Raw genomic sequence first — 6,187 nt, 5'->3', positions numbered from 1 at the left:
GGGCCGCACCGCGCGCTGCGCGCCCGCCTGCCAGTCACGCGCCGGATCATAATGGGAGACGAGCATGGATCGCGGCACGCGCTCGGCCGGTGCCAGGCGGCGCGATCGTCCGTCGTCCGGCACGGTGCGCGTCGGAGCCGTGTCCGCCCGCATCGATACGCCGTGGCCTGCCGGCGCAAACCAGGCGCCCGACACCTCGGCCAGCGTCTCGATCACGCCGCGCGCACTGTCGCCATAAGCCGAAAAGCCGTCGAGAAGCTGCTGCGGCCCCGCGCCCGTCAAGGCACCGCCGCCAAGCGCACGCGCGATGCTGCCGACCGACACCGGCCCTGCATCGGCGATCACCTCGAAGGTGAGCGAGGGAATGCGGTTGCCAAATTGCTCCAGCGGCAGGTTCTCGAACACGGCATAGGCAAGCCCGCGATGCGCCGGCGCGAGGTCCAGCCCCTCGGCGCTCGCGATCATCGGGTCGGGCGCCTGTTCCTCGTCGCCGTGATACAGGCGAAAGCCGGTCGCGACCTTCCAGTCGCCGGCCGCTCCGCGCAGCAGGTTTCCATCCGCCCAGATGCGCCCGACATCAAGGATCGGGCGGCTGGAAAGAGCGACGGCGAAGCTTGCGGAATAGGAGAAGCTGGTAAGGCTCGGCTGCCCCTTTCCGCCGCCCTGCTGCTGCCGGTGCTCCACCAGGTCCGCCGCCCAGATCACCTGCCCCGCCACTCGCATCCGCCCGAACAATTGCGCGATCGGCTGGCCGTAACTCGACGTCTGCACCGACAATTCGGTCAGCCGCGGCCCCTGCCGTCCCTTGGGTTTGAACAGGACGTTTCGATCGACGGCCTGCCCGATCATGCCGCCAAGCGCGGCGCCGATCGGGCCGCCCACCAGCCCGCCGACGGTTGTCAGCACCAGAGTTGCCATCAGCTTTCCCCTATTCGCCAGGCCATGAGCACGGGCCAGGGCAGCGCCCCCGGTCGCTCCACCACGCGCCTCAGTCCCGCATCGGCATGTACGACGCCGGCAGGCGTGCGGACCGCGAGGTGCAGCTGGCGCGGCCCTGCCAGGCAGAGCAGCACGTCGCCGGGGCGGCTCCCGTCCGCGTCGGCCAGTCCGGCCCAGCATGATCGATAGCGCGCGGCATCGCCGCATCGCAGGCCATAGCCCGCCGGCACCGGCCCTTCATGGCCGCCCGCCGCCAGGGACAGGGCGACCACGCCGACGCAGTCGAGGCCGCTCTCGGGATCGCGCCCCTGCAAGCGGAACGGCACGCCGACGGCCGCCTGCGCCGCCGCCGCCACGCGATCTGCCGGGCTCATGCGCCGGGATATCGCGTCAGCAGGTCGATGCCCGGCAGATAAGGCTCGCCGCGAAAATTCGCGACATTGGCGAACCGTGCGCGGCAGGTGGCAACGCTCTTGTCGCAGCCTTCGGTGATCTCCACCAGAGTGCCCGGCGCGACCGGGAACGCGGGGGTCATCCGCAAGGTCAGCATGGCACCGGCCGACTGGCTGATCGCGCCCTCCAGCCCGCGCCCCTCCCCGCTCATCCAGCGCAGCCGTCCGCCGCCATAGGCATCCGGCGTCGGCTCCACGCTATCCAGCGTCAGCGTCATGCCACTCACCTCCTGCACTCGGGCGAGGCGCCGCCGGCTCGCCATCGGCACACGGCACCGCCGATCCCCCAGCGCGGCGCGACACTCCGCGCTGGTTTCCTCCGTCACCGCTCGCTCAAGAGCCGCGGCAGGACCGCGCAATTGTCCCGTGAAGCCGCGATCGTCGATCTCGATCTCGCCAATGGTTCCGCCGCTCAACACGCTCGGCGCGCCGCCCGCGCTCCAGTCAGCCACCGCCACGGTGATGCGGGCGCCGTCCCATCGACCCGCGAGCAGGTCGCGCTCGGTGACGGCCGCATGGGTCAACGCCCCGCTCGCCTCGGTCACGGCGGGGTCCAGCCCGTCGCCGCGCTCGATCGCCGCCGGTGTCATCCCGGGCGCCGCGCGATACGCGCGCCCGTCGATCACCAGATCGCGATCATGGTCGGTCAGCCCGATCGTCACGCCGTCACGCCGCTCCAGCAACCAGAGCAGCGCCAGAGTCGTCAGCCGGTCGCTCATGCCTCGCGCACCTCGATCAGCGGAACGGAAGGCGCGGCGCCCGCCAGGAACGTGGCGCGCGATACGGTCAGCCGGTCCTCCGCAAAGCGCACCGGCAAGTCGAAGGCGAAGCTTGCCGTTACCGCCACGCCCGCTCCAGGCGGCACGTCAAGCACGACGATGCCGAGCGGCTCCAGCGAAAAGCCCTGCGTCGCCGCGCCGTCCAGTCTCACCACCAGCGTGCCGGCGACCGGCCGGGTGATCCGCCGCGCCGCGCCGCCATAATGTTTCACCAGGCCGAACCGGCGGTTGATGCCATCGCCCGCCCCGATCGCCTCGTCGTTCGCTTCGGCGTCAAACGGATCGCGCAGGCGAAATGCTCGCGCCGGGCCTCGTTGTGCGCGAAAGAAGCCGATCAGCGTCGCAATATCCGCCTCGCTGCGCACCCCCGGCCCCGCATCATAACGGGTGCGCGCTTCCGCCCAGCTTGCGTTGCGGCTTTCGTGCCCGCCAGCGCCCGTCATCACCGCCGTGGAAAACTCCGGCGTCACCTCCGCCTCCGCTCCCAGCGCCAGCGGGAACAGCACATCATCGAACGCGTCCACCGCATCCTCCCCCTCTTCCAGCGATCCCCAGTGTACGAAGCCGTCGCGCATCACCTGCGGCAGCGCCCAGACATGAACACCGCGCACCCCGCGCCCCAGCGCCGTCACGGCGGCCGCATCGATCGCGCGCCACTGCGCCCTGTCGCTCGGCCGCAGGACGAAGCCGCTGAGGTAATCCTGCCGCTCCGGCGGATAGTTCAGCCGCGCCTCGGCCAGCGCCACCCCATCGCGCGTCGATGCCGCGTCGCCGGCCGTGACCCAGTCGTAATCCTCCAGCTGAAGCACATCGAATGCCGGGCTGGCCCAGCCCAGAGGCATGTTCATCCGCTTGGCCTCGGGCGCGCGCGCGTCGAGCACGGTCGGCAGATAGGTGAGCAGGTGCGTTTCGCAGCCCGGATGATCCTCGCGGACGGCCGCGCACAGCGCCGCCGTCGATGCCGCCAGCATTGCGCCCGCCGCATCCAGCGTGGCACGCTGCTCCCCTGAAAGGACGCCTTGGACGGTCGGGATCGGCACCGGGTCGAACGACGCCACGGCTTGGGCATCATACAGGCACGGCTGCCCGTCCGCCGTCACCCACCACCACGGCTCCCCCACCTGGAACCGGGGCGCAAGGCCCGCTGCGGTGCCGATCGCCACAAAGGCGCGCGCGATCGTCTGGAGATAGGCCATCGCCGCTATATTGGCGGGGGACAGCAAGGTGGAGGGCGGCTCCCACCCGGTCAGCGCCGGCGCACCGTCCGCCCGCCGCTGCTTCCAATCTTCCGGGCAGTGCGCGTCGAACAACTCGTAGGACAGCGACCAGATCACGTCCTGGCCCAGCGCCTGCGCCTGTTCGGCGAAGGAGCGATGCCACGCCTGGCACGGCAGGTTCAGCCCGTCCGCCACCTTGAGCATGCCATTGAGCCGGAAATAATGGCTCATGCCCACATAATGGACGATCGCCCCGCGATAGCCGAGGTGAAGCACGTTGCGCAGCAGCCGTGCCGGCGTCAGGTGATAACTGTCGTCATAGCCGCTCGCGATCTTCAGCGCATGTTCCGGCAGCACCGCATCCCCGATGCCGATCACCGATCCCGGCCCGGTGCACCGGATCTCGCTCAGCTCGGCCCAGCCCTCTGCCAGCGCCTCGAGCATGGCGTCGCTCCCGTCATGGTCCGACGCCACCAGAGAAATGAACATGCGATCCACGTCGCCCGCCCACACCGGATCCGCCTCGTCCGGCAGCAGGAATCCGCCGGTCACATCGGCGAAATCGATCGTGATCAGCGCATCGTTCGGCGTGCCCAGGGCATAATTCCACAACCGCACATACCAGGATCGCGGCAGGCCGGACGCATCCCGCCCCTCGATCGTCAGCACCGGGCCATGTCGCGCATCCAGCGCCCGCACACCGGCCGATCGCCAGCGAAATGACAGGCGGCATGTTCGGAAGTCCCGCTCCGTGTCATAGGCGAGCAGCGGATGGTCGTGTCGGTCCTCCGCCTCCCAGATCAGGCCGGCAAGATCGCTCTTGCGGTAAAAGGCGCAGTCCACGCGCAGCGCATCGGGCGCGCTGGTCGTCACGGCCGCCATCATCGGGCGAGGAAAGTTGACCGTCCAGAAACGTGGGTCGAACCGCGAGATCACGTCCGATACGTGATGCGGCTGACGCTGCGGCACCAGGCAATGCGCCATGTCAGTCCTCCATGCCGGCAAGCGCCGCCTTCACCGCGCGCGCCACCTGGCGGCTGGAGCGTGCCAAAGCGGCCGGGGCCGCGTCGCTCGCGGAATTCACGTTGATCGTCACCCGCACGTCGCGGCTGCTGCCGGTGGGCGTCGGCAGCACCGTCCCGCTGGCGGTCGGCACGAACAATTCCGGCCCGCGCTCACCCACCCAGAACGGGCGGCCAGGAGAGACCGGGCCACCAGTCGCCCGGCCGGGCGCGCCCAGCGCGGCGAGCAGCGCTTGGGTGATGCCGCCGCCAGCCGGCGCCACAGACCCCAGCAGGCTGCCGATCCCCGCCCGGAGCGCGTTGCTGGCGATGTCGCCAAGCGCCGACAGTGCGACATTGCGCAGATCCTCGAACCCCAGCTTGCCCGTTCGCACGGCCCGCGCCAGCGTCGTCTCGATCGCTCGTCCGGCGCGCTCCGCTCCCGCACCCAGCGGCCCTTCCAGTGCCGCGCGCATTTCCGCCACGTCGCGGGCAAAGCCGGCGGTGTCGGCGCGCACGCTCACCACCGTGCGCTCCCAATCGTCATTCATCAGGAAAAGCCTCCTTCAACCGGGCGATCGTGCCGGCATCCGGCACCGCGATCGGTTCTTGCGCGGTAAGCGCGCGGACCAGCGCACCCAGTTCGGCCGGCGTGGCCCGCCAAAAGGCGTCCGGGGCCCAGCCGAACGCCACGCCGGCGCAGCCTGCCAACCGCACGGCACTCTGGGCGAAGGTCATCGCCCCGCCAGTATCTGCCCCAGCAGCACCTTCAGCGCGGGCAGCGCGGCGGTCAGCCCCTGCGCCGCCACCGCATCGCCAAACGCATCGCGCGTCAGCGCCTCCGGCCGATCGCGCAGGCAGTGCCAGAACAGCGCCACCATCTCACCAAGCGCCAGCCGCCCCTCCGCGGCCCGCTCCACCAGCCCGAACAGCGGCCCCAGTTCGGTTTCGGCAGCAACCAGCGCCGCGAAGCTCGGCCGCAGCACCAGCGCTTCGCCACCGATCCGTATGGCCGCCTCGCCGCGCGCGGCATTGGCGACATGCTGCGCCCCGCTCATGCCGCCACCACCGGGCCGGAGCTCTCGAGGTTCACCGTGTAGCTGCGCTCACCGTTGAAATCCCCGGCATAGTCCAGCCGCGTCACCAGGAACCGGCCGGTCAGCGTCTCTCCGCTTTCGAAGCTCAGCCGGTAATCGTCGATCGTGCCGGCCAGCGCATTGTTCTTCACCCGCGTCTCTGCCGCCGATCCGGTGAACACACCCGCCGCCGACACGCTGACGCTGCGCACGCCCGCGCCGGACAGCAGGTCGCGCCAGCCGCCCGATCCCTTGTGCGTCACCACCACTGCCTCGCCGTTGATGCTCAGCTGCGTCGTGCGCATGCCCGCCACTGTCGCGAATGCCGGCGTCGCCGCGCCGTCGCCTACCTTCAGCAGGAAGGCCGAACCTTTCTCCACCGCCATCGTCATCCCTCCCGATACAATTTGACCGCAAATTCCCGCGTGGCCGTCCAGCGATCCCCGACAGCACCGCTACTGCCGCCGCCGCTGCGCTGTGTCCGGCCGCCCAGCAGCCGCACCGCCACCACGCGCCACCCGTCGCCGATGTCACCCGACAGCGCCGTCGCCGCCCCTTCAACAGCGGCGCTCAATGCGCGCAGCCGCGCCGGCCGCTCGCCCGCATCGTGCAGCACGATGCGCACGCGCCCTTCGCGCCCGTCGATGCCCGTTCCGCCCCAGCGCGCGAGCACCGCATCCTCCACCACGGCATAAGGCCTGTCTCTTATACACATCTCCGAGC

General features: G+C 70.4%; 8 protein-coding genes and 1 pseudogene. All 9 read right to left on the bottom strand.

What is annotated here, in order from left to right; all coding sequences use genetic code 11:
- A pseudogene (locus tag AX702_RS10805) lies at positions 1 to 918 on the bottom strand (phage tail protein); the annotation flags it as partial.
- Positions 918 to 1,313 (bottom strand): hypothetical protein, encoded by a 396-nt coding sequence (locus AX702_RS10800; RefSeq protein ID WP_066779313.1) that lies wholly within the window; start codon positions 1,311 to 1,313, stop codon positions 918 to 920. The pseudogene AX702_RS10805 and the gene AX702_RS10800, both read right to left, overlap by 1 nt.
- Entirely contained in the window at positions 1,310 to 2,110 is an 801-nt protein-coding gene (locus AX702_RS10795; RefSeq protein WP_066779310.1) for a DUF2163 domain-containing protein, read from the bottom strand. The genes AX702_RS10800 and AX702_RS10795 overlap by 4 nt, the downstream gene beginning before the upstream one ends.
- Entirely contained in the window at positions 2,107 to 4,371 is a 2,265-nt protein-coding gene (locus AX702_RS10790) for a DUF2460 domain-containing protein (RefSeq protein ID WP_066779303.1), read from the bottom strand. Before AX702_RS10790 ends, AX702_RS10795 begins: the two co-directional genes overlap by 4 nt.
- A gap of 1 nt (position 4,372) precedes the next feature.
- A complete protein-coding gene (locus AX702_RS10785; protein WP_066779300.1) occupies positions 4,373 to 4,939 on the bottom strand; it encodes a tail tape measure protein in 567 nt (188 codons plus the stop codon).
- Entirely contained in the window at positions 4,932 to 5,126 is a 195-nt protein-coding gene (locus AX702_RS10780; RefSeq protein WP_066779297.1) for a phage tail assembly chaperone, read from the bottom strand. The genes AX702_RS10785 and AX702_RS10780 overlap by 8 nt, the downstream gene beginning before the upstream one ends.
- Positions 5,123 to 5,446 (bottom strand): gene transfer agent family protein, encoded by a 324-nt coding sequence (locus AX702_RS10775; RefSeq protein ID WP_066779294.1) that lies wholly within the window; start codon positions 5,444 to 5,446, stop codon positions 5,123 to 5,125. Before AX702_RS10775 ends, AX702_RS10780 begins: the two co-directional genes overlap by 4 nt.
- Positions 5,443 to 5,850 (bottom strand): phage major tail protein, TP901-1 family, encoded by a 408-nt coding sequence (locus tag AX702_RS10770; protein ID WP_066779293.1) that lies wholly within the window; start codon positions 5,848 to 5,850, stop codon positions 5,443 to 5,445. The genes AX702_RS10775 and AX702_RS10770 overlap by 4 nt, the downstream gene beginning before the upstream one ends.
- A gap of 2 nt (positions 5,851 to 5,852) precedes the next feature.
- Positions 5,853 to 6,187: hypothetical protein (locus AX702_RS10765; protein WP_197420565.1), on the bottom strand; the 335-nt coding region annotated here is incomplete at its 5' end.

The sequence above is a fragment of the Sphingomonas sp. CCH5-D11 genome (assembly GCF_001557395.1).
In the GTDB taxonomy this organism is placed as follows: Bacteria; Pseudomonadota; Alphaproteobacteria; order Sphingomonadales; family Sphingomonadaceae; genus Sphingomonas.
Note: the sequence above shows the minus strand (reverse complement) of the source record. Positions and strands in the feature narration are given on the sequence as shown.